Here is a 21,682-nt window from a genome sequence, read left to right as displayed (position 1 = left end):
AATTGATGTGATGTTTTACCAATAGGCAAAATGGGCTGAATTACAACACCATCCGTACTAATTCCAGATTGCCCAGTTCTTTATACAGCGTTTCCACCTGATCAATATGGGTTGCTGTGATGGTGATGGAAACGGAGTGATAGTTGCCTTTGCTGCTCGGTTTTACCTGTGGGGTATAATCACCCGGAGCATGGCGCTGTACCACTTCAACCACCTGGTTAACCAGCTGAGGTTCAGCGATGCCCATTACCTTGTAGGTAAAAGAACAAGGGAACTCAAGCAGTTCGTTCAGTTTAGTTTTCATGTGCGCTCCTGGGTTGTAGCCGGAAAAATCAATATGAAATATATCCGACTCTAAAATTATAACTCCCGCCGCAGCGGGAGTTTCATATTATTTTTAATATGAGGGTCGGTCTGCTGATTTTCAAGTATCCCCGTCATCTTTCAAGCCGCAGGTGTGTTGGCTGCCTTCGCTCACCCGAGTCACTTACCAATGTAAGCTCATCGAGATTCTCTCATTTGCCGCCTACCTGCGACTTGAAATCTATTGGGTATAGCTTTGTCGTCATCTTTCAAGCCGCAGGTGTGTTGGCTGCCTTCGCTCACCCGAGTCACTTACCAATGTAAGCTCATCGGGATTCTCTCATTTGCCGCCTACCTGCGACTTGAAATCTATTGGGTATAGCTTTGTCGTCATCATTCAAGCTGCAGGTGTGTTGGCTGCTTTCGCTCACCCGAGTCACTTACCAATGTAAGCTCATCGGGATTCTCTCATTTGCCGCCTACCTGCGATTTGAAATCTATTGGGTATAGCTTTGTCGTCATCTTTCAAGCCGCAGGAGTGTTGGCTGCACTCTTGAGGTCTGTAGGGTGAAAATCAGCAGATTAGCCGAACCAGCGATGGAACATCAGTTTGATGTAGTCCACCATGCGGCCAAAGATACCGCCTTCTTTCACTTCGTTCATGACGACCAGTGGCCGTTGATCGATAGTTTTGCCATCTAACTGGAAGTTAATCATCCCGACCACTTGATTCTTCGCCAGTGGGGCATGAATTTCAGGAGTATTCAGCACATAGCTGGCTTTCAGATCTTTCATTCGGCCACGTGGGATAGTCAAGTAAACGTCTTTATCCACCCCGAGCTGAACACGGTCACTGTCACCAAACCAGACTGGCTCAGAAGCGAACTCTTTACCGACTTTCAGTGGCGCGACGGTTTCAAAGAAACGGAAGCCCCAGGTCAGCAGTTTTTTACTTTCGGTTTCACGGCCTTTAAAGGTGTGACCACCCAGAACTGCTGAAATCAAACGCATTTGCCCATCGGTAGCGGATGCCACCAGATTGTAGCCCGCGGCGTCAGTATGGCCGGTTTTGATACCATCAACATTCAAGCTGGTATCCCACAGCAAACCATTACGGTTAGTCTGACGGATATTGTTGAAAGTAAATTCTTTCTCTTTATAAATGGCGTATTCATCCGGCACATCACGAATCAGCGCCTGACCAATCAGTGCCATATCGCGAGCCGAACTGAACTGCCCATCAGCATCTAAGCCGTGAACGGTTTTGAAGTGAGTGTTTTTCAGACCCAGCGCATTAACGTAATTATTCATCAGGTTAACGAATGAGTCTTGGCTACCGGCGACATAGTCGGCCATAGCAACACAGGCATCGTTACCGGATTGCAGGTTGATACCGCGAGTCAGTTTAGAGACTGGTACACGATCACCCGGTTTCAAGAACATCAGCGAGGAGCCCTTGAACTCAGGGTTGCCGGTCGCCCAAGCATCTTTACCCACGGTAACCATATCTTCCGGCCCGATTTTACCTGCTTTGATGGCCTGCCCAATCACATAGCTGGTCATCATTTTGGTCAGACTGGCTGGGTTGCGGCGCACATCCGCATTCATTTCTGCCAATACTTTGCCGGAGTTGTAATCAATCAGAACATAAGCTTCCGCGTCGATTTGTGGCACGCCGGGGATCATGGTTTTTAGATTGACGTCATCAGCGTTTGCAGCAGACGCTGCGCTCATAACAATAACAGTGCCGAGCGCCAGGCTCTTGATAATGCGAGAAGTAGTTACATATTTCATGATCAGGACAACAACATCCGTGGGAGTAAGTTAAGAACGTGCCACACTATAACATACCCATCTTCATTGACATCGCAGGGTTAGCGGCTTTCACTCACGACCCGCAACGCCAATGATTTGGGTAGACACCAATGTGGCGTTTATACATTTCTACCGGCCGAATTATCTACCGGATTACTACTATTCTTTCAACCGTAACATCCTGTTTGTACGGCATGTTACGGTTATTTTTGTTAGAGCGACCTTAAATTGCTACAAGGTATGTATGATTTAAGGTGCTGCGACCACAAATGACTGCTGTTGTGCTTCGCTCGACAGGCGCTGTTGCAGTGCGACGGCTTGCTGGCGAGTACTGAATGGCCCAAGCTGTACGCGGTGTACGCTGCCATTGGTCGCCACTTTTCCTGGCACACCAAAACGTTGGCTCAGACTTTGCTGCCAAGTTTGCGCACGCTGGGCGTCACTTAATGCTCCAACTTGAACCACATAGCCATAGCTACCCGCTGTTGTGCTAGCAGCAGATGCGGTGGCAGCTGTTGAAGTGGTTGCTGATGAAGTTACCGGGCCTGGGTTGGCAACCACTGGTGGCCTGACGGGCTCAGCACCCATCGATGCTTCTGTGCTCACTGCCGGTTCTGAGCTTTCCAACACTCCTGCCGGTACTGGAGTTGAGGCGCGCAAGAAACCGCTGCTTTGTGGCGCAACAGGTTGCGTGGCATCAGCACCCGACAAATTACTATTATCGATAGGCCGTACTGGCGCACTCACTGCTGGAGCATCTTGCTGTATTGGTGTCCCCATGCCACCAGAGGTTAAATCTGGGCGACTGGGTAATGCATAGCTTTGTTTGGCGATAGTCGTGCCGACCATACCGGGACCAGACAATGAGCCATCCGGTGCCACATTGATAAAGTCGATTTTCACCTTGGTATTATTCGAAATATTCAAGCGATCAGCGGCGGCTTTGGATAAATCAATGACCCGACCTGGGGTATATGGGCCACGGTCGTTCACGCGCACCACAATTTGGCGGCCATTACTGATATTAGTCACGCGCACATAGCTAGGAATGGGCAACGTTGGGTGAGCAGCGGTCAAGGCATTGGGATCGAAGATTTCGCCAGTCGCGGTGGAATTGCCATTCGCCTCTTCACCATACCAGGCCGCCAAACCCACTTGCGTGAAGTTTTGTGGATCCTTGACGATGGTGTACGACTGACCATTGGCTTTGTAATCCTGATTAAAATTAGGATTAAAAGGCTCATAGCGTGGCTCAGCACCGCCGATTTCCTCAACCGGGCCATTATATGTCTGCTGCACTTGTTGCTGGGGTGCCGGGGGCTGACTGGTACATGCTGATAGCAGCACGCCTGCGATGCCGATCCAAAGCCATTCCTTACGCATTGCTCACCTCTATAAATTCTTAGATAACATTTTTCGATGAGTATGTATCGACATCACGATACCAAACCCGGCCATCAGAACTATCAGCGCCGAGCCTCCGTAGCTGACCAAAGGCAAAGGTACGCCAACCACAGGTAAAATTCCACTGACCATACCTATGTTAACAAACACATATACAAAGAGTATCAGCATTAATCCGCCGACCATCACTCGGCCAAAGGTCGTTTGCGCATGGGCCGCAATCACCAGACCCCGCATAATAAGACATAAATAGAGTGCCAGCAGCACCAGAACCCCAATTAACCCGAGCTCTTCTGCCAGTACGGCAAAGATAAAGTCAGTATGGCGTTCTGGTAAGAATTCCAACTGTGATTGTGTTCCGTGCAGCCAACCTTTGCCTGATAATCCACCCGAACCAATGGCAATTTTCGACTGAATAATATGGTAGCCGGCACCTAGCGGATCACTTTCCGGATCCAGCAGCATCATCACCCGGTCACGCTGATAACCATGCATCAGGAAGAACCAGAGAATAGGAATAAACCCAGCAACTAATACAGCAGCAATAGCAATTAAGCGCCAACTCATACCTGAAAGGAATAATACAAACAGGCCTGAGGAGGCGATCAGAATGGAGGTGCCGAGGTCGGGTTGCGCCGCAACCAACAAGGTTGGCATAAAGATTAAAATCAGCGCGATACCGGTATTTTTCAGTGAGGGCGGGCAGACATCACGGTTCATGAAGCGCGCGACCATCAATGGAACGGCAATTTTAGCAATTTCTGAGGGTTGGAAGCGAATAAAGCCCAAGTCTAGCCACCGCTGTGCCCCTTTACTGATTTGACCAAATGCATCAACCAACACCAACAAGATCACACAGACAAAATAGAGATAGGGCGCCCAGCTTTCATAGACGCGTGGCGGAATCTGTGCCATGACCAGCATGACAACCAGGCCCATGGCAATTTGGCCAACCTTGCGCTCCATCATGCCCATATCTTGCCCGCTGGCGCTCCACATGACGAAGGCGCTATAAGCCAGCAGCGCCAGTACGCACAGCAGAAACGGCAGGTCGATGTGCATTTTGTACCACAAAGAGCCTTTTTGTTGATTATCAGTCATGAGTTACCTTCATCCGTTTCAACTAACCCGCTTCAACTAATCGGCTTCAACACCCGGAGGCAGAGGAGCGGCATCCGGTAATTCAGTATTGTTATCGCCCAACAAAATGTGGTCGAGGATTTGACGAGTAATCGTCCCCACCGCCGGCCCGGCACCGCCATTTTCTAAAATCATGGCGACAGATACTGTTGGATTTTCGTAGGGTGCAAATGCAACCATCAACTTGTGGTCGCGCAAATGCTCGGCCACTTTGTGAGCATTATAGGTTTCGTAGCTATAAACCTGCGCAGTACCTGATTTTGCCGCCGCTTTATAGGGGGTGCCTTCAAAGAACTTGCGGCCAGTCCCATTAGGGCGGTTGGCGACGCCATACATGCCATCTTTAGCAATCTCCCAGTAGCCGGAGTGGATGTCGCCAATCTGAGTGGTATCTTCTTGTTTATAAGGGACTAACTGCCCATCAATACGCATGCTTTGTAACAAATGGGGTGTTTTAACGGCCCCATCATTAATCAGTGTCATCAACGCTTTTGCCATCTGAATCGGTGTTGCCGTCCAATACCCTTGGCCGATACCTACAGGGATAGTATCCCCTTGATACCAAGGTTTTTTATGGCGCTTTTGTTTCCATTCACGGGTCGGCATCAGGCCAGCCCGCTCTTCGGACAAATCGATGCCGGTATATTCGCCATAACCAAACTTGCTCATCCATGAAGATAAACGGTCAATCCCCATGTCATAAGCCACTTGGTAGAAGAAGGTATCTGCAGACTCTTCCAGTGCTTTGGTGACATTCAACCGGCCATGGCCCCATTTTTTCCAGTCACGGAAGCGTTTTTCAGAGCCCGGTAATTGCCACCAACCGGGATCAAACAGGCTGGTATTTCTGTTGATCACACCAGCACTGAGTGCAGACACTGCAATATAAGGTTTTACCGTCGATGCCGGGGGATAAACACCCTGAGTCGCACGGTTTATCAGCGGGCGATTGGGGTCGTTCAATAACCCCTGATAATCCTTACTAGAGATACCATCAACAAACAGATTAGGGTCATAACTTGGGTTTGACACCAAGGCTAATATTCCGCCGGTACGTGGGTCGGTAACCACAACTGCTGCGCGGCTACCACTCAGTAACTGTTCGATATAAGTTTGTAGGTGCAAATCGAGCGTCAGGTAAATATCTTTACCGGCCTGTGGTGGCTGCTCATGCAACTGGCGGATCACCCGACCACGGTTATTGACCTCAACTTCTTCATAGCCGGTTTTCCCGTGTAATACCGACTCATAATAGCGCTCAATACCTAGCTTGCCGATATCGTGGGTAGCAGCATAGTTAGCCAGAATGCCATCTTTATCCAGGCGCTCCACATCTTTATCGTTAATTTTTGAGACATAACCGATTACATGGGTCAGCGCTGAGCCGTACGGGTAGAAACGGCGTTGATAGCCTTTAACTTCAATACCAGGGAAGCGAAATTGGTTGACTGCGAAACGGGCGACTTGCACCTCTGTGAGCGGTGTTTTCACCGCAATGGAGGTAAAGCGGCGCGAGCGCTTGCGCTCTTTTTCAAAATTGGCGATATCCTCATCCGTCAAATCCACTATTGGGCGCAGTGCGTTCAGGGTCGCGGGGAGGTCTTCAATTTTTTCCGGCATCAGCTCTAATTGATAGATAGTCCGGTTCATCGCCAATGGTGTGCCATTACGGTCAAAAATCATGCCGCGGCTGGGGGCGATAGGGACGAGCTTGATGCGGTTTTCATTGGAACGTGTGCGATAGTCCTCAAAACGAACTATCTGCAAATTGTACAGATTGGCGATCAATATCCCGCTTAGCAGCAGGATACCGAGGAAAGCCACGAGGGCGCGGCGGACAAACAGGGCTGATTCAGCCGAATAGTCGCGAAAAGGGTTAGGTTCTTTTTTCATCCCGCTACTTACTTCATTCTATTCAGGATCATCATATTACTCAGGTTCATCGCCCGCTTATTCCCGATGATAAGGGTGGTTGGTCGTAATACTCCAGGCGCGGTAAAGGCTTTCTGCCACTAAAACACGCACTAAAGGATGTGGTAGCGTCAACGGAGAGAGCGACCAGCTCTGCTCTGCCGCAGCTTTACAGGCCGGGGCTAACCCCTCCGGCCCGCCAATCAGTAGACTGACATCGCGGCCATCCTGCTTCCAACGTTCTAATTGCTGAGCCAACTGCGGGGTCTCCCAGGGAGTGCCTGGGATATCCAGCGTGACAATGCGGTTATTCTTGCCAACCGCCGCCAGCATTAGCTCGCCTTCTTTTTCCAAAATGCGTTTGATATCCGCATTTTTGCCCCGTTTACCGGCCGGTATTTCTACCAGCTCGAAAGGCATGTCTTTGGGAAAGCGGCGCAGGTAATCGATAAAACCTGTCTGCACCCAGTCTGGCATTTTGGTGCCGACGGCTACCAGTTGCAGTTTCACCGCTTAGCTCCAGAGTTTTTCCAGTTCATACATACGGCGGCTTTCTTCTTGCATGACATGTACAATCACTTCGCCCAAATCAACGACTATCCAGTCAGAGACACCCTGACCTTCGATACCTAGAGGTATCATGCCTGCCTTACGAGATTCTTGAACCAGGTTATCTGCCAGCGCCATAACATGGCGTGTAGAGGTACCGGTACAAATGATCATGCAATCAGTGATGCTGGATTTACCCTGAACATCCAGAGCAATAATATCTTGGCCTTTCAAATCATCGAGTTTGTCGATAACAAACTCTTGGAGTGCTTTACCTTGCAAAGGTTCCCCCTCGGGTGGTTTCTGTCCATAACGTTCTCAGGTACTGTCTGACGGCAAAACCCGTCGATGGTGACCGGTAGTGAACGGTTATGGTTTATTTATCGGCAGGATGCCGCTGAAAGCCAACTGTTTTATGTTATTTCACAGGGGTTTTCAGCGAATACCTGAAATTTAGCGGCGGAGTATAACATGGGTCAATGCATCGCGATATAAACCCTCAGCCGCGATACAAACCTTGTAACTCAATATATCGCTGAACAGGTCGTGGCAGCAGGTCATCGCAATTCTCACCATTATGACGCCGATGACGAATATCGGTAGCCGAAATATCTAATAAAGGTGTGTCTGCCAGATAGATTGCCCCATGTGGCCGTGAGCTTAGCACTTGTGGATCAAAGACCTGATGGGCTTCAAGCCAGTGCTGTAACTCGGCGGTGTCCAGTGTTTGCGAATAACCCGGGCGGGCACAAACTAACAGATGGCACATATCCAACAGTGATTCCCAACGATGCCATTTATGCAGCGATAATAATGAATCCTGCCCAATAATAAACGCTAAAGGCAGTTCAGCACCACGTTCTTTACGCAGTAATTCTAGCGTATCAACAGTGAATGATGGGCTGTCACGTAATAGTTCGCGTGAATCGACACTGAATAATGGATTACCCGCAACCGCCAGCTCTACCATCTTCAGTCGCTGCTGTGCATTGGCCTCGGGTTGAGGGCGATGGGGCGGGACATTATTGGGCAATAAAATAATATGCTGTAAACCCACTTCTTGAGCTAATGCTTCAACCGGCTTTAAATGCCCGTAATGAATAGGGTCAAAGGTTCCGCCGAACAGGGCATGTAGGGTGCGAGTCGGGGATTTATTGGGCATCAAAAAAACTCTCAGGTAATGTTTTTCCACACATCAGCATAGATAGTGTTTCTAACTCAGGCCAGATTGATTGACCATAATCCTGTTTTAGGCGCACTTCCATCTGAGCTAACAAATGGACAGCTTGTTGCAGTTGCTGCATGGAAAGGCGTTGTAGCGCCTGAGTCATCATCGGGCGGCGATTTTGCCACACTTTGAATTGGTCAAATAGGGTACGCAGCGGTACCTGCTCCATGCGGCGTTTTAGCGTCAATAGCTGCAATAACTCGCGTTGCAGAGTGCGCAGCAAAATAACCGGCTCACTGTCTTCTTGCTGTAATTGTTGCAGAATATGCCAGGCGCGTTTGCTTTTCCCGGCCAATAAGGCATCAAGCCAGTGATAAGGGGTGAAGTGTGCCGCATCGTTGACCGCTTGCTCGACTTTCGGCAGTGTCAGTTTACCGTCAGGGTAAAGCAACGACAGCCTTTCCAAGGCCTGGGATAAAGCCAACAGGTTGCCTTCGTAGCAATAACACAGCAGTTGAATGGCCGCGTCATCGATCTCCAGATTGAGGCTTTTAGCGCGAGTGCCAACCCAACGTGGCAGTTGTGCCAGTTCAGGTGTTTGGCAACTGACAAACACGCCATTCTTACTGAGAGCTTTAAACCAGGCACTGTTTTCTTGTGCTTTGGTGAGTTTATTTGCCCGTAATATCAGCAGAATATCGGGATGCAGTAGGCCCGATAACTTCACTAGCTGCTCATTCATGGGGGCGGTTAACCCACTATCAGGGAAACTCAGCAGCAGTATTTGGCGGCTGGCAAATAGGCTCAGCGCCTGACACAGGCTAAAGATATTGTCCCATTCGGTGTGAGCATCCAGAGCGAAACTGAAATGCTCGCTGAAGTCATGCTGGGCTGCCACATGGCGAATGTGGTCCTGGCTTTCCTGCAATAAAAGTGGCTCATTACCACATAACAGATAACAAGCACGCAGCCCCTCATGGAGCTGCGCGACAAGTTGTTCAGGATAAACTCGGATCATTTGGCTGAGGTACTGACGGCCGGTTTGCCAATGTTGATTTCTTTGACATCAGCGGTTTTGCTGCTGATAACATCGCTATTTCTTGCCGCGATATCAGCATCTTCTTGCGCGCTTTTCATTTCCGCAGCATGCACGGCCAAGAGCTGGCGCACTAACTGTTGAGCGGCTTGGTCACGCATCTCCTGACGGAGAACTTCTGCTTCTGCATCTTTCGCGAGAGCCGTTAACGGGTTATCGAAGAAGGAACGGAAGACATTGACCCGTAGTGGATAAATATCATGGCCAGGTATCAATACTTGAGCATTCACATGCAGCACTAATTGGTACTCAGCGGTTACACCGTTTTGGAAGATTGACACGGTGGTCTGATTTTCGTTTGAACCAATAATCCGCAGTGTTGGCAAGTCCTTACGCATCGGATCCTCAACAATGGTGACGTTGCTTAAACGTAATTGTTGACGTACCGCGCGGGTTAATGGCCCATAAGGGTCACTGCTCTCGAGCAACAGTTTTTGCAGTTCAACGGGCACCTGAGTGGTGCCCCGCAGATTAAAGCCACAGCCAGCGGTGACCAGCACCGCCAACCCCAGCAACAACGTCAGAATACGATGTCGCACAACTCCTCCTTGTCTTAACCCACAACCAGGTTAAGCAGTTTGCCAGGGACATAGATTACTTTACGCACAGTAACCCCATCCAGGTATTTAGCTACCAAGTGCTCTTGACCAGCACGTTCACGTACTTGCTGCTCGGTCGCATCGGCTGGCACAGTAATTCGGCCACGTACTTTACCATTAACCTGTACCACGACTAATTTAGAGTCTTCAACCATCGCTTGTTCATCTGCAACTGGCCATGGTGCGGTATCGATATCGCCTTCGCCACCCAGAGCTTGCCACAAGTTGAAGCAAACATGAGGGGTGAATGGATAAAGCATACGAACCACTGCCAGCAATGCTTCTTGCAGCAGAGCACGGTCTTGTTCGGTTTCCTGAGGTGCACGACCCAGCTTATTCATCAACTCCATCACTGCCGCGATTGCGGTATTGAAGGTTTGACGACGGCCCACGTCATCAGTGACTTTGGCAATAGTTTTGTGCAGATCACGGCGTAAGGATTTTTGCTCTTCCGTCAGGCTGGCAATATCCAGTGGCGCGGTAGCCCCTTTTGCGGTGTGATCATAGGCCAGACGCCAAACACGTTTCAGGAAGCGGTTAGCCCCTTCAACGCCAGACTCCTGCCATTCCAAGGTCATTTCCGCTGGTGAGGCAAACATCATAAATAGACGCACGGTATCAGCACCGTACTTTTCTACCATGACTTGCGGGTCGATACCGTTATTTTTCGATTTCGACATTTTGCTCATACCGGCATAAACCAGTTCATGGCCTTCGGCATCGCTGGCTTTAACGATACGACCTTTGTCATCACGCTCAACAATGGCATCAACCGGTGAAACCCAGATACGCTCACCATTAGAGCCGGTGTAGTAGAAGGCATCAGCCAGCACCATACCCTGACACAGCAGACGCTTGGCCGGCTCATCAGAATCAACCAAACCAGCATCACGCAACAGTTTATGGAAGAAGCGGAAGTACATCAGATGCATGATGGCATGTTCAATACCACCGACATACTGATCGACTGGCAGCCAGTAGTTTGCCGCCGCTGGGTCCAGCATGCCTTCGTCAAATTGTGGGCAGGTATAGCGCGCGTAATACCAAGACGATTCCATAAAGGTATCGAAGGTATCTGTTTCACGCAGGCCCGGAATCCCGTTAACCGTGGTTTTAGCCCACTCAGGATCAGCCTTAATTGGGCTGGAAATACCGTCCATCACCACATCTTCTGGCAGGATAACCGGCAGTTGATCTTCTGGTGTTGGTACCACGGTGCCATCTTCCAATGTCACCATTGGGATAGGAGCACCCCAGTAACGTTGGCGGGAGACACCCCAGTCACGCAGGCGATAATTCACTTTGCGCTGGCCGACACCAAGAGCAACCAGTTTATCGGCAATGGCATTAAAGCCATCTTCATAACTCAGACCGTCAAATTCGCCAGAGTTAAACAATGTGCCTTTTTCGGTCAGTGCTTCCTGACTTAAATCTGGCTCACTGCCATCAGCGGCTAAAATAACGGGCTTAATTGGCAGGTTATATTTGGTCGCAAATTCATAGTCGCGGGCATCATGGCCAGGAACCGCCATCACCGCACCAGTACCGTAATCCATCAAGACGAAGTTAGCCGCCCAGATAGGCAGCTTCTCGCCACTCAGCGGATGGATAGCATACAGGCCGGTCGCCATGCCTTTTTTCTCCATGGTCGCCATTTCAGCTTCGGCAACCTTGGTATTACGGCATTCAGCAACAAAATCAGCCAGTGCCGGATTAGTGGCAGCAGCTTGCAGTGATAACGGATGACTTGCCGCGACAGCTACATAAGTCACACCCATAAAGGTATCTGGGCGAGTGGTGTAGACCGAGAGTTTATCTTCACTATCGGCAACGTCGAAAACGATATCGACACCCTCGGAGCGGCCAATCCAGTTACGCTGCATGGTCTTAACTTGCTCCGGCCAGCTTTCCAGCGTGTCCAGGTCATTAAGTAATTGATCAGCATAATCAGTGATTTTGATAAACCACTGTGGGATTTCTTTGCGTTCAACCGGGGTATCACAGCGCCAGCAGCAGCCGTCGATGACTTGCTCGTTAGCCAGCACGGTTTGATCGTGTGGGCACCAGTTCACCGCCGAGGTCTTTTTGTAGACCATGCCTTTTTCATACAACTTGGTGAAGAACCACTGTTCCCAACGGTAATAATCAGGTTTACAGGTGGCAATCTCGCGATCCCAGTCATAGCCGAAGCCCAGTAGTTTCAACTGGTTCTTCATGTATTCGATGTTGTCGTAAGTCCAGGGAGCGGGCGCAGTATTGTTTTTTACCGCAGCGCCTTCTGCAGGCAAGCCAAATGCATCCCAACCAATTGGCTGTAACACGTTTTTACCCAGCATACGCTGGTAACGGGAGATAACATCACCAATGGTATAGTTACGAACGTGCCCCATATGTAGGCGCCCTGAAGGGTACGGCAGCATAGATAGGCAGTAATATTTTTCTTTGCTGGTATCTTCAGTGACTTTAAAAGTTTGCTTCTCTTGCCAGTGAAGCTGTACTTGCGTTTCGATATCTTCTGGGCGGTATTGCTCTTGCATGGCGGCCGGTGGTCCTATAGTGAAAAACAGCTACGCCTGTAGCATCATCTGTTTCATATCATAAAGAGAGATCCGCATAGCATAGCCGATAAGCGGCAGCCGCAACAACCGTCTGCGACCTGCGGAAGGTTATTTCTGCACAGTGAATGGCAGAAATAACTAAAGTGGGGGAAGAACAACCTGATGATGACGTGACTTCAGTCATTTACGACTAAAATAATTAACGTTAGCTTTAATATCATAGTCAGTAGGATCAGCATGAGTTCTTCCAGATAACAGGAATAAGGTAACAAAAGCAGGTGAAAAAATGAGTTTCATCCCTACTTGCTTTGTCAAAACTTTTGCTTTATCACAACCGTGGATCGAGGAGATTATATGAACAAGGTCGCTCAATATTATCGTGAGTTAGTGGCATCACTGACGGAACGCTTGAAAAATGGTGAACGTGATATTGATAAGCTGGTGGAGAGCGCCGAACAGCGGTTGAATGCTGTGGAAGATTTAACTCGTCATGAGGTTGAACAAATCGTGCAGGCGGTGCGCCGTGATTTGGAAGAGTTTGCTCGGAGCTATGAAGAGAGCAAAGATGAATTCACTGACAGTGTATTCATGCGAGTTATCAAAGAAAGTTTGTGGCAGGAGCTGGCCGATATTACCGATAAGACGCAATTAGAGTGGCGTGAGGTCTTTAAAGACGTCAGCCATCATGGGGTTTATCACAGCGGCGAGGTGGTTGGATTAGGAAATCTGGTCTGTGAAAAGTGCCATTATCATATGGCTTTCTATACGCCAGAAGTGTTGCCGTTGTGCCCTAAATGTGGCCATGACCAGTTTAATCGTCGGCCATTCCAGCCCTAACATCGAATCGAGCTAAAACTTGTCAACTAAAAAGACACTCCGCCAGCGCGGAGTGTCATTGGCTTATTCGCCGTAGCGGGCAATGCGTTCCACTAGCAAATCAATAAATCCTTGCCGATTTATCCCCATCAGCACCTCCGCATTGGGTTTATTGCCCGTGAGTTGGTAATAATCAACCACGGTCATGCCTTGAGTATATTCGCCGCGAGTTTCAATCCCGACCCAGCGCTCGATACTGGTGAATAGCTCTGGGGCCAATAACCAAGCAATGGTGCAAGGGTCATGCAGTGGCGCGCCTTGAAAACCCCAACGTTCCTGGCGGTGATACAGCATAAAGAAATCCAGCAAGCCCGCCACCACTTCTGCTACCGGGTTATTCAACTGGCGAATACGATCGATGTCTTCATCCATCACTTGTGCTTGATGAGTTACATCCAAGCCCGCCATGGTAATTGGAATTCCGGATTTAAAGACTCGCTCCGCCGCCTCTGGATCAACAAAAATGTTAAATTCTGCCGCTGGCGTCCAGTTCCCTAACATGACTGCTCCGCCCATGATGACAATGCGCTCTATTTTAGCCATCAGCGCGCCGTGACCGGCCAGTAGCAAGGCAACATTGGTCAGTGGGCCAGTGGCGACGATGGTCACGGGATGAGGGCTGGCGCGCAATATTCTCGCCATCAGTTCTACTGCATTTTCTGCTTGCGGGGCGAAATCGGGATCAGGTAGCGATGGGCCATCCAAACCACTTTCGCCGTGAACATTGTCGGCAATGATGAGTTCGCGCAGCAAGGGTTTCAATGCGCCACCTGCCACCGGAATATCCTGGCGTTCAAGTAACGTCAGAATGCGCAGGGCATTACGCAATGTTTTATCGGGAGTTTGGTTGCCAGCACAGGTGGTTACGGCTTCAACTTTCAGTTCGGGAGAGGCCAGCGCCAGAATCAGCGCAATAGCATCGTCATGGCCGGGGTCGCAATCAATGATAATGGAGCGGGGCATCATTTTTCCTCTTTTTAGTCGCTGTTTTAACCTGAGAATGCTCACAATAAAATGGATAAGCAATCACGCTAGACGCAAAAAGAGAACAAGAGCAAATTTCCTCCCCTACTGGTGCAGGGGAGGAGGGGAGATTAGTGCAGGATTTTTGCCAGGAAGTCTTTGGCGCGGTCAGATTTAGGATTGTTAAAGAAGTCATCTTTGTTGCTGTCTTCGACGATTTTCCCTTCATCCATAAAGATCACGCGGTTAGCCACTTTGCGAGCAAAGCCCATCTCATGGGTGACTACCATCATGGTCATGCCTTCCAGCGCCAATTTAACCATCACATCCAGCACTTCATTGATCATTTCGGGGTCAAGGGCAGAAGTCGGTTCGTCAAACAGCATGGCGATTGGGTCCATACAAAGTGCACGGGCGATGGCGACACGCTGCTGCTGACCACCCGATAACTGAGACGGGAATTTATCAGCATGGGTAGAAAGGCCGACACGATCGAGCAGTTTCAAGCCTTTTTCCCGCGCTGCCGCTTTATCACGTTTCAGGACTTTGATTTGCGCCAATGTCAGGTTTTCAATAATAGACAGGTGAGGAAACAGCTCAAAATGCTGGAATACCATCCCGACTTTGGAACGCAGCTGCGCTAAGTTGGTCCCTTTATCATTCACACCGATACCATTGACCGTAATGCTGCCTTTTTGGATAGGTTCCAGTCCATTGACGGTTTTGATGAGGGTTGATTTGCCTGAGCCTGAAGGGCCGCAGACCACCACGACCTCACCTTTTTTAACTTCAGTGGTGCAGTCAGACAGCACCTGAAAGTGGCCGTACCACTTAGAAACATTTTTCAGGGAAATCATCAAACAGTCCTTTTCTTCAAATAGTTAACCAGCATCGACGCGGCAAAACTGATAACGAAATACACCAAACCGGCAAACAGCACCATTTCGACCTGAGTCCCGTCTCGCTCGCCAATAGTGGTCGCGGTTCGGAAGAAATCGGCCAGACTAAGGACATACACCAATGATGTATCCTGAAATAACACGATCCCTTGGGTTAACAGCAATGGCACCATTGCGCGGAAAGCCTGTGGCAGGATAACCAATCTCATGGACTGGCCTTGAGTCATGCCCAGTGCCAGGGCCGCAGAGGATTGCCCACGAGAGATACTTTGGATCCCGGCACGGATAATTTCTGAGTAATAAGCCGCTTCAAATAATGAAAAGGCTACCATGGCAGAGATGAGGCGAATATCAGTTTTTGGTGATAAGCCCAGCACATTTTGTAATAAGCTCGGGACCACCAGATAAAACCACAGCAGCACCATCACCAACGGAATAGAGCGGAACACGTTGACATACGCGGTGGCAAACCAGCTAACAGCCTTTATCGGAGAGAGGCGCATCACGGCCAGAACTGTGCCCCAAATGATACCGAACACAATGGCGATAATGGTTATTTTGGCGGTAACTGCCAAGCCTTGCAGCAGGTATGGCAGGCTAGGGGCAATAGAACTCCAATCAAATTCGTACATTATTTACTCCCCAGATTGCCGGGTAACTGCACTTTCTTTTCAACTAATCGCATCAACAACATGATCACGGCGTTGATTAGTACATAACCAATGGTGATGGCGGTGAATGACTCATAGGCATGAGCTGAGTAATCCAACAGCTTACCGGCCTGTGCCGCCATATCGACCAACCCGATGGTTGAAGCAATCGCTGAGTTTTTTACCAGGTTGAGCATTTCTGAGGTCATCGGGGGAATAATCACCCGGTAAGCATTTGGCAGTAAAACATAGCGATAAGTTTGTGGCAGGGTTAATCCCATTGCCAGACCCGCCGCTTTCTGACCCCGTGGCAGTGATTGAATCCCAGCACGTACCTGTTCGCACACCCGTGCCGCGGTAAATAAGCCAAGGCAAATCATTGATGAGAGGAAGAACTGTATATTCGGGTCTAATTCACTTTTAAACCACATGCCAATATCAACCGGCAATAGCTCAGGCACCACCAGATACCAAGTAAAGAATTGCACAATCAGTGGGACGTTACGGAACAGCTCAACGTAGCAGGTCCCCATTCCTGACAGAATTCGATTGGGTACAGTTCTTAAAATACCGAATAAGGAGCCGACGAAGAAAGCGATCACCCAAGCGCATAGTGATAATGCGACCGTGACTTGAAAGCCAGACCAAATCCAGCCGAGGTAGGTGGTATTACCGAAAGGGGCAGGTTGCAGGAAAATACCCCAGTTCCAGTCTATTGACATAAAAAACTCCCTTAAAAGGATGAATGACTCATCCTGATGACTGATGATTCAATGCGTTGCGGCCTCCCGAGGGTTAACAAAAAAATGCGGAGTGGGGAACGGCCACCCCGCATCCTGTCCTACCAATCGGTCCATCATCAATCAGTAGGGTAGGCACTGCCTACCCTGATTATTATTGTTAGTTCAATGCTTTATCGTTAGGGGCTTTGAACAGCGCCTTCATTTCATCAGACAATGAGAAATTCAGGTTAAGATTTTTAGGTGGAATTGGGTTTTTGAACCAACGATCAAAGGATTTCTCAGCAACACCGCCGGTTTGTGCGGTGGCGATAGTCTCATCCAACAGTGCTTTAAACGCCGGATCGTTTTTACGCAACATGCAGCCGTAAGCTTCCTGAGATTGCGGGGTGCCAACGATTTCCCACTGATCTGGTTTCTTCGCTTTTGCACGTTCGCCAGCCAGCAGAGCATCATCCATCATAAAGGCCACTGCACGGCCACTTTCCAAGGTACGGAAAGAATCACCGTGGTCTTTGGCACTGATAATGCGCATGTTCATTTTGTCTTTTTCATTTAGCTTGTTCAGCAACACTTCAGAGGTGGTCCCAGACGTTACCACCACAGCTTTACCGGCTAAATCTTTGAAATCTTTAACTTCGGAACCTTTTTTGGTCAGTAAGCGAGTACCGACAACAAAAATGGTATTGGAGAACGCGGCTTGTTGCTGACGTTCCAGGTTATTGGTGGTTGAACCACACTCAAAATCAAAGGTACCGTTTTGCAGCAATGGGATACGGTTCTGCGAAGTGATTGGGATCAACTTGACCTGCAAGTCTGGTGCGTTAAGTTTTTTCTTGATCGCATCGACAATCAGGTTGGAATAATCTTGTGAGTAACCCACAACTTTCTGCTGATTATCGTAATAAGAGAATGGAACAGAAGACTCACGATGACCGACCACGATAACGCCGTTATCTTTAATCTTCTTCAGTGTGTCAACGGAAGCATCTGCCTTTGCCGCGGCTTGCTCTGGTTTTGCTGCTGCTTCTTCTGCTTGGGCTACACCACTTGTTATCCCAGCTAACAGTAGCGCTAACGCCAATTTACGCATATGCATGGTCCAACTCCTTTGCTGTTGTTTTTTGCCTAATGTTTTCTGACTCGATGTTGTGATACTTAAAATGTAGTCATGTTAAAAACGTGAAATGCGAAAAAATCGTCTTATTTTGTTGTACTGGTGTAACCACAGATATTTGTTGGCTAACACGTCATTTTCGCTGTTACTTGTATCAGATTATCTTTAAAAAATAGCCAATTGTTATGCAAATGATGAATAAATGTTTGTTTTTTGAGACGCAAATCGCACCAAATAGAGGCAATAAAACAGTATCGCACTATCATGGTGCGCGCTATGCCCTAAAAATGTGCGGGCAGGTAACAGCGATTTCTTCATTTGAAACCCACCTTCACGTACCTACTGCATTAATCCCCATCAATGGCTAGATAATGGCTGATTGCTAACACTATTTGGTTAGAAACAATGCAAGGTCTGTGCCAGTAGCAGAAGAACGAGTGAGTAAAAGCCCAGCGAATTGAGGCGGTAGGATGTTATTTGGGGGGGAGAAATAGCCAACCAGCAGCTGATTTCGCTGCTGGTTGATTTCACTGTTGCCAGTTTGAAGGGATTAGCTGAGCTGTTGGTTATTGATGGCCAGATGGGCTTTAAAGACTTCCAGAGCGGTGGGAATGGTTTCTTTCCCTGCGTGTTTTTCTGGATTCCACAGGTCGGCAAAGGTAATAGCGCGGCCACAATGGATAAATACTTCATCCACTTCAATCACTAATACACTGCGCGTGGGTTGGCCATTTTGGCTAAAGCGCTGGCACAATTCAGGATCGATTGAGATTTTCGCCCGACCATTAACGCGAAAACCTTCCGTCCAGCCCGGTATTAAGAACAAAATACCCACGAATGGGTTATGCAGCAGGTTGCGGATACCGTCCAGACGATTGTTACCGGGTCTGTCTGGCAACATTAGGGTTTTGCTGTCTTGTACATGAATAAAACCCGGCTCGCCACCTTTGGGTGAGCAGTCGATGCCATTGGCACCTAGTGTACCTAGCACAGCAAAGGGGGCCGCCGCGATCAGCTTTTTGGCGTAATCATCAATGTGATCTATTTGCTTATTTAACACATTCTGATTAGGCGAGGCATAGTGCTCGCTTAGCTGGGCTTCTGTGGTGAGGATAAATTCAGGATTCAGTGACATAAGGCTCTCAAATTGCAAATCATGCTAATTATTTGTACTACGCGGCAAGATAACAGCAGTGATAACGATTCGCAATACTGATAATGGGGGAGTGTAGAGGGATGACGGGCATATCAATGACATGCCCGTAGAGCGGTTTATTTTTTATCTGAACCACAGCGAATAGCGCGGTATAGCGTCAATGCCCCGAGAACCAAGGTGATAATCCACATCGGCCACGAACCAAAACGGGCATAAGGGGTAAGACCGGTGGTTGGCGTGACTTTAACTTCCAGCACCTGCTGGGTGAACTGCGGGATCTGCGCCTGCACTTCACCACTCGGGCCGATTGCCGCGGTAATACCATTATTGGTTGAGCGCAGCAGAGGGCGGCCTAATTCCAGTGCCCGCATCCGCGCCATCTGGAAATGCTGCCACGGGCCAATAGAGTGACCAAACCAGGCATCGTTAGACACGGTGAGCAAGAAATTGGTATCAGGTCTGAAGTTATCCCGTACCTGCTGACCCAAGACGATTTCATAACAGATAGCCGCCGTCAGGTTAAATCCAGCTACATTGAGCTGTGGCTGCACATAATCGCCTCGGCTGAATGATGACATCGGTAAATCAAAGAACGGAGCCAGCGGGCGCAGCAGGGATTCCAGCGGCACAAACTCGCCAAATGGAACCAGGTGATGTTTGCTGTAACGGTTGTGGGTCGGATATTGATAAGGCTCTTTATCCCCCAACACAATGATACTGTTAAAGAAGTGATAACCCTTGCCTTCAGGCCGACGCTGGGCGTCAACAATGCCAGTAATCAGGCTGCTATGGCTGGCCCGCATCAGGCCGTCAACCATAGTGAGGAAGGTGTTCTGATCGGTTTCAATGTCAGGAATAGCCGATTCTGGCCAGATGATAATCGGCGCTTTACCCATAAATGGGCGCGTTTCATCCAGATAAATTTGTAACGTGCTGAGCAGGACTTTAGGGTCCCACTTCATTGATTGTGCGATATTACCTTGCACCATAGCGACATTCACGGCGCGTTCGGGCTCGGGGGTGAACCAATGCAATTGGCGCAACGGCCAAGGCAGCAGTAACATCGCCACGGCAATAATTGCGGCGCTAATACGGCGCTGATAGCAGGCGTAAACCAGTAACCCACTGATAGACATCAACATGAAGGTGACGCCATCGACCCCAAGGATTGGAGCAATACCCCGTAGTGGACCATTAATTTGGCTATAACCAAATTGTAACCACGGGAAGCCGGTCAATACCCAGCCGCGCAAGAATTCAGTCAGTTGCCACACTACCGGAGCAGCAATCGCCAGCCGCCACCAACTTGCTTTAGGGCATAATCGCGCTAAAACCCCGGCAAACAGCATGGTGTAGAGCGAAAGGTATGCTGCCAGTAACACCACTAGGAAAATGTTGATAGCCATTGGCATACCGCCAAATTCCGAGATGCTGACATAAACCCAGTTAATGCCGCTACCAAACTGCCCCATACCCCAACAAAAACCAATGAACGCAGCTTGTTTAGTGCTGCGGTTCAATGTCAGGCTGAGTAAGCCAAATAGCGAAACAATAGCCGCTGGCCAGTGGTCAAATGGCGAATAGGCCAACGTACCGCAGGCGCCAAAAAGTAGCGCCAGTAGGGCGCGAGCCCACTGGCGTTGAAGGTATGAAGCGATAGGCATCGAGGATTTATTCTTCCAGTTTGGGTTGCGGAGCATCATCCGGGATTTTCACATGAACCTGAATGATACGTCGGCTATCCGCCATGGCAACTTTAAATAAGTAACCTTCAATTTCAATAGTTTCACCGCGAGCAGGTAAATGACCAAAGGCCTGCATCACTAAACCACCGATAGTGTCCACTTCATCGTCGCTGAAATGGGTATTGAATACTTCATTGAAATCTTCAATTTGTGTCAGCGCACGAATAGTATAAGTGTGCCGACTGAGCTGACGGACATCTCTGTCTTCTTCATCATCATACTCATCTTCTATTTCGCCCACGATCAGCTCAAGAATATCTTCAATGGTCACCAGACCCGAGACGCCACCAAACTCATCAATGACAATAGCCATATGATAGCGCTGGGAGCGGAACTCCTTTAGCATCCGATCAACACGCTTACTTTCCGGCACTACAACCGCCGTCCGTAAGACTTTATCAATGCTGAATGGCTCAGAATCTGTGCGCATAAACGGCAGCAGATCTTTGGCCATTAGAATGCCTTCAATATGATCTTTATCTTCGCTGATCACCGGAAAGCGGGAGTGAGCAGATTCAATAATGACATCCAGGCACTCATCCAGCGTTTGATTACGTTTCAATGTAACCATCTGAGAGCGGGGGATCATGATGTCCCGCACGCGCTGCTCGGCAATATCCATCACGCCTTCCAGCATGTCTCGGGTATCGGGATCGATCAGATCGTTTTGCTCAGAATCACGGATAAGCTCTACCAGATCGCCACGATTTTTAGGTTCACCGTGGAATAACTGGTTAAGGATGAGAGTAAAGAACCCTTTCTTGGGACTGGGGCTATCGTTGTTTTGTGAGTGGTCGTCGCTCATGGCGTTTTAGTTAAGTTTACCTATGTTTACTCTTCGTACTTGAAACCGCAGGGTTGTTAGCTACGTTTACTCACCCAAATCACTTACCTGAGTAAGCTCATTGGGATAAGTTCTCTTGCCGCCTACCTGCAATTCCAAGTTCTTTGAGTACAGATTAATATTATTACCGGCAGCGGGAGAGTCACACC

20 protein-coding genes are annotated in these 21,682 nt (G+C 49.0%); 1 reads left to right on the top strand and 19 read right to left on the bottom strand.

Features of this window, described 5'->3' with window-relative positions; translation table 11 throughout:
• Positions 1-40: 40 nt before the first annotated feature.
• The 11 genes from ybeD to leuS all read right to left on the bottom strand — a co-directional run bounded on the left by ybeD (position 41) and on the right by leuS (position 12,522).
• Complete coding sequence (ybeD, locus tag FTA96_RS00605) at positions 41-304, bottom strand: DUF493 family protein YbeD (protein ID WP_004712247.1); 264 nt, start codon at positions 302-304, stop codon at positions 41-43.
• Between the two features lie 581 nt (positions 305-885).
• Positions 886-2,097 carry a D-alanyl-D-alanine carboxypeptidase DacA gene (dacA, locus tag FTA96_RS00600; RefSeq protein ID WP_050111185.1) on the bottom strand — a complete coding sequence of 404 codons (1,212 nt, stop codon included), beginning with the start codon at positions 2,095-2,097 and terminating at the stop codon, positions 886-888.
• A gap of 270 nt (positions 2,098-2,367) precedes the next feature.
• Positions 2,368-3,501: an endolytic peptidoglycan transglycosylase RlpA gene (gene rlpA, locus FTA96_RS00595; RefSeq protein ID WP_050122467.1), complete on the bottom strand. Its 1,134-nt coding sequence runs from the start codon at positions 3,499-3,501 to the stop codon at positions 2,368-2,370.
• Between the two features lie 9 nt (positions 3,502-3,510).
• A complete protein-coding gene (gene mrdB / locus FTA96_RS00590) occupies positions 3,511-4,623 on the bottom strand; it encodes a peptidoglycan glycosyltransferase MrdB (RefSeq protein ID WP_050111189.1) in 1,113 nt (370 codons plus the stop codon).
• Between the two features lie 36 nt (positions 4,624-4,659).
• Entirely contained in the window at positions 4,660-6,555 is a 1,896-nt protein-coding gene (gene mrdA / locus FTA96_RS00585; protein ID WP_050111191.1) for a peptidoglycan DD-transpeptidase MrdA, read from the bottom strand.
• Between the two features lie 57 nt (positions 6,556-6,612).
• Positions 6,613-7,083 (bottom strand): 23S rRNA (pseudouridine(1915)-N(3))-methyltransferase RlmH, encoded by a 471-nt coding sequence (gene rlmH, locus FTA96_RS00580; RefSeq protein WP_004390602.1) that lies wholly within the window; start codon positions 7,081-7,083, stop codon positions 6,613-6,615.
• 3 nt (positions 7,084-7,086) lie between these two features.
• Complete coding sequence (gene rsfS / locus FTA96_RS00575) at positions 7,087-7,404, bottom strand: ribosome silencing factor (protein WP_050122465.1); 318 nt, start codon at positions 7,402-7,404, stop codon at positions 7,087-7,089.
• Positions 7,405-7,621: 217 nt separating this feature from the next.
• Positions 7,622-8,284, bottom strand: a complete 663-nt coding sequence (gene nadD, locus FTA96_RS00570) for a nicotinate-nucleotide adenylyltransferase (RefSeq protein WP_050107857.1) — start codon at positions 8,282-8,284, stop codon at positions 7,622-7,624.
• Positions 8,274-9,308: a DNA polymerase III subunit delta gene (gene holA, locus FTA96_RS00565; RefSeq protein WP_050107856.1), complete on the bottom strand. Its 1,035-nt coding sequence runs from the start codon at positions 9,306-9,308 to the stop codon at positions 8,274-8,276. Before holA ends, nadD begins: the two co-directional genes overlap by 11 nt.
• The gene (gene lptE / locus FTA96_RS00560; protein ID WP_145572966.1) at positions 9,305-9,925 is read right to left on the bottom strand and encodes an LPS assembly lipoprotein LptE; all 621 of its coding nucleotides are present in this window, start codon (positions 9,923-9,925) and stop codon (positions 9,305-9,307) included. The genes holA and lptE overlap by 4 nt, the downstream gene beginning before the upstream one ends.
• Before the next feature lie 14 nt (positions 9,926-9,939).
• Positions 9,940-12,522 (bottom strand): leucine--tRNA ligase, encoded by a 2,583-nt coding sequence (gene leuS / locus FTA96_RS00555; RefSeq protein ID WP_050122459.1) that lies wholly within the window; start codon positions 12,520-12,522, stop codon positions 9,940-9,942.
• 375 nt (positions 12,523-12,897) lie between these two features.
• Between leuS and FTA96_RS00550 the strand changes: the two genes are divergently transcribed.
• Positions 12,898-13,380 (top strand): zinc ribbon-containing protein, encoded by a 483-nt coding sequence (locus FTA96_RS00550; RefSeq protein ID WP_050107851.1) that lies wholly within the window; start codon positions 12,898-12,900, stop codon positions 13,378-13,380.
• A 63-nt stretch (positions 13,381-13,443) separates the two neighbouring features.
• Here FTA96_RS00550 and rihA read toward each other — a convergent pair whose 3' ends face one another.
• The 8 genes from rihA to corC all read right to left on the bottom strand — a co-directional run bounded on the left by rihA (position 13,444) and on the right by corC (position 21,494).
• Positions 13,444-14,382 (bottom strand): pyrimidine-specific ribonucleoside hydrolase RihA, encoded by a 939-nt coding sequence (gene rihA, locus FTA96_RS00545; RefSeq protein ID WP_145572976.1) that lies wholly within the window; start codon positions 14,380-14,382, stop codon positions 13,444-13,446.
• A gap of 131 nt (positions 14,383-14,513) precedes the next feature.
• On the bottom strand, positions 14,514-15,239 hold the full coding sequence (locus FTA96_RS00540; protein ID WP_050107847.1) for an amino acid ABC transporter ATP-binding protein: 726 nt from the start codon (positions 15,237-15,239) through the stop codon (positions 14,514-14,516).
• Positions 15,239-15,913 (bottom strand): glutamate/aspartate ABC transporter permease GltK, encoded by a 675-nt coding sequence (gene gltK, locus FTA96_RS00535; RefSeq protein ID WP_050107846.1) that lies wholly within the window; start codon positions 15,911-15,913, stop codon positions 15,239-15,241. The genes FTA96_RS00540 and gltK overlap by 1 nt, the downstream gene beginning before the upstream one ends.
• Positions 15,913-16,653, bottom strand: a complete 741-nt coding sequence (locus FTA96_RS00530; protein ID WP_050107845.1) for an amino acid ABC transporter permease — start codon at positions 16,651-16,653, stop codon at positions 15,913-15,915. Before FTA96_RS00530 ends, gltK begins: the two co-directional genes overlap by 1 nt.
• 178 nt (positions 16,654-16,831) lie before the next feature.
• A complete protein-coding gene (locus FTA96_RS00525; protein ID WP_050107844.1) occupies positions 16,832-17,770 on the bottom strand; it encodes an amino acid ABC transporter substrate-binding protein in 939 nt (312 codons plus the stop codon).
• 568 nt (positions 17,771-18,338) lie between these two features.
• Positions 18,339-18,923, bottom strand: coding sequence for an MSMEG_1061 family FMN-dependent PPOX-type flavoprotein (locus tag FTA96_RS00520; protein WP_145572964.1), 585 nt, complete (start codon positions 18,921-18,923; stop codon positions 18,339-18,341).
• A 137-nt stretch (positions 18,924-19,060) separates the two neighbouring features.
• On the bottom strand, positions 19,061-20,608 hold the full coding sequence (gene lnt, locus FTA96_RS00515; protein ID WP_050133404.1) for an apolipoprotein N-acyltransferase: 1,548 nt from the start codon (positions 20,606-20,608) through the stop codon (positions 19,061-19,063).
• A gap of 7 nt (positions 20,609-20,615) precedes the next feature.
• On the bottom strand, positions 20,616-21,494 hold the full coding sequence (gene corC / locus FTA96_RS00510; RefSeq protein WP_004716323.1) for a CNNM family magnesium/cobalt transport protein CorC: 879 nt from the start codon (positions 21,492-21,494) through the stop codon (positions 20,616-20,618).
• Positions 21,495-21,682 lie beyond the last annotated feature (188 nt).

The organism is Yersinia alsatica, assembly GCF_902170305.1.
GTDB lineage: Bacteria > Pseudomonadota > Gammaproteobacteria > Enterobacterales > Enterobacteriaceae > Yersinia > Yersinia alsatica.
This window is presented reverse-complemented; position numbering and strand designations above follow the sequence as displayed.

What these genes read in the sequence shown, in the direction of transcription:
- ybeD (WP_004712247.1), bottom strand. Translation starts at nt 304, where the DNA reads ATGAAAACTAAACTGAACGAACTGCTTGAGTTCCCTTGTTCTTTTACC.
- dacA (WP_050111185.1), bottom strand. Translation starts at nt 2,097, where the DNA reads ATGAAATATGTAACTACTTCTCGCATTATCAAGAGCCTGGCGCTCGGC.
- rlpA (WP_050122467.1), bottom strand. Translation starts at nt 3,501, where the DNA reads ATGCGTAAGGAATGGCTTTGGATCGGCATCGCAGGCGTGCTGCTATCA.
- mrdB (WP_050111189.1), bottom strand. Translation starts at nt 4,623, where the DNA reads ATGACTGATAATCAACAAAAAGGCTCTTTGTGGTACAAAATGCACATC.
- mrdA (WP_050111191.1), bottom strand. Translation starts at nt 6,555, where the DNA reads ATGAAAAAAGAACCTAACCCTTTTCGCGACTATTCGGCTGAATCAGCC.
- nadD (WP_050107857.1), bottom strand. Translation starts at nt 8,284, where the DNA reads ATGCCCAATAAATCCCCGACTCGCACCCTACATGCCCTGTTCGGCGGA.
- holA (WP_050107856.1), bottom strand. Translation starts at nt 9,308, where the DNA reads ATGATCCGAGTTTATCCTGAACAACTTGTCGCGCAGCTCCATGAGGGG.
- leuS (WP_050122459.1), bottom strand. Translation starts at nt 12,522, where the DNA reads ATGCAAGAGCAATACCGCCCAGAAGATATCGAAACGCAAGTACAGCTT.
- FTA96_RS00550 (WP_050107851.1), top strand. Translation starts at nt 12,898, where the DNA reads ATGAACAAGGTCGCTCAATATTATCGTGAGTTAGTGGCATCACTGACG.
- rihA (WP_145572976.1), bottom strand. Translation starts at nt 14,382, where the DNA reads ATGCCCCGCTCCATTATCATTGATTGCGACCCCGGCCATGACGATGCT.
- FTA96_RS00540 (WP_050107847.1), bottom strand. Translation starts at nt 15,239, where the DNA reads ATGATTTCCCTGAAAAATGTTTCTAAGTGGTACGGCCACTTTCAGGTG.
- gltK (WP_050107846.1), bottom strand. Translation starts at nt 15,913, where the DNA reads ATGTACGAATTTGATTGGAGTTCTATTGCCCCTAGCCTGCCATACCTG.
- FTA96_RS00530 (WP_050107845.1), bottom strand. Translation starts at nt 16,653, where the DNA reads ATGTCAATAGACTGGAACTGGGGTATTTTCCTGCAACCTGCCCCTTTC.
- FTA96_RS00525 (WP_050107844.1), bottom strand. Translation starts at nt 17,770, where the DNA reads ATGCATATGCGTAAATTGGCGTTAGCGCTACTGTTAGCTGGGATAACA.
- FTA96_RS00520 (WP_145572964.1), bottom strand. Translation starts at nt 18,923, where the DNA reads ATGTCACTGAATCCTGAATTTATCCTCACCACAGAAGCCCAGCTAAGC.
- lnt (WP_050133404.1), bottom strand. Translation starts at nt 20,608, where the DNA reads ATGCCTATCGCTTCATACCTTCAACGCCAGTGGGCTCGCGCCCTACTG.
- corC (WP_004716323.1), bottom strand. Translation starts at nt 21,494, where the DNA reads ATGAGCGACGACCACTCACAAAACAACGATAGCCCCAGTCCCAAGAAA.